This window comes from Variovorax sp. 01T439_2 (assembly GCF_056398445.1).
In genome coordinates, this window is sequence record NZ_JBFTPJ010001243.1 from 1 (window position 1) to 1,311 (window position 1,311).

Consider the following 1,311-nt stretch of genomic DNA (forward strand, 5'->3'; position numbering starts at 1 on the left):
GGCCGGCCCGCGTGGAACGTGCATCTCATTGCAGCCTTGCTCGCGCACGAAGGACTCGATCCGCATATCGCCCTGCAAGAGGTCTTCGAGCGCAAGGGACTGGACAGCTGGTACCACGACCGGCTCGACGGGCTGGTCGAGGCCCCTGCCGTTGCCGACTACATGCGCAGCCAGCGCGACGCCACCGAGGCGTTGCCCGCAAAGCTGTCGGCCGCGGGCCGCGTTCTGCTGGCCAGGCGCATCGGCAAGGACAAGGCGCTTTTGAACGACTTTGCGCCGCTGTTCCTGCGCCTGGCCATCGACGGCAGCAAGACAGTGCGCGCCGAGGCGACGCCGCACCTCGAGGGCATTGCCGAGGCGCAGCGGCTCGAACTCCTGGGGCAACTGCTCAAAGACGGCGACACCACCCAGCGCACGCAGGCCGCCGAACTGCTTGCGCGCCTGCCGGGTGACGCCGCGCGCGCGCTGCTCGACGTGGCGGCCGGCACCGAGACCAGCAAGGCCGTGCAGCAGGCCATCCGCTCGGCCATGTCGCGGCTCGACGCCGCGGGCGACGCGGGCGAGCTCGAATTGCCCGAGCCGCCGGCCTGGCAACCCTTCGAGGACATTCCGCTGGGTGAAGAGGCGGTGCAGTTGCTCATTGCCAACCGCATCGAGCTGCTCGAGAAGAACCGCGTCGCGGCCGAGGCCGAGATCGAGGAGAACAAGGCCTCCAAGCAGACCTACAGGTACAAGTGGCGCCAGGACAACTACGCCGCCCACAAGAAGCTCACCGACGAGGACATGCGCGTGGCCGTGCGCGTGCTCAACGGGCAGGGCAGCAAGAACGACCAGAACCGCGCGAAGAACGGCCAGCTGCAGCAGGTCGTGGGTTTCGGCAATCGCCTGCAGTCGATGCCGGGGTTCGGCATGCCGCACCTGATCCGCTGGCTGGCCGTGTCGCGCCACTGGACCAGCTTCTGGTTCGACGACGGCTTTCACAAGTGGCTCGGCCGCCAGCCCGTGGGCTCGGTCGACCTGCGCGCGCTGGCCGAGCTGCTCAAGCGCTCCGGCATGCCGATCGACGATGTGGCGCACACCGCGCTCTTTCCATACTGGAACCAGGCCTCGGCGGTGGACGTGCTGCCGGCCGACCGCGTGTGGCCCTTCTTCGCGGAGCACCCGGAGTACATCGACGAAGGCCTGGGCCTTGTCGCGCCGCCAAAGCGCGAAGGCCGCCAGACCCAGCTCGACCTGAACGCCACGCTGCGCACGCTGGCGGTCTTTCCGACCGTGCAGGCACGTTGGCTGCCGCGGGTGATGGAATTGGCC

1 protein-coding gene is annotated in these 1,311 nt (G+C 68.6%); it reads left to right on the forward strand.

Annotated features, from left to right (window positions below; genetic code table 11):
• Positions 1-1,311, forward strand: a 1,311-nt coding sequence (locus AC1DOC_RS33940; RefSeq protein WP_478131604.1) for a HEAT repeat domain-containing protein, incomplete at both ends; no start/stop codon positions are given.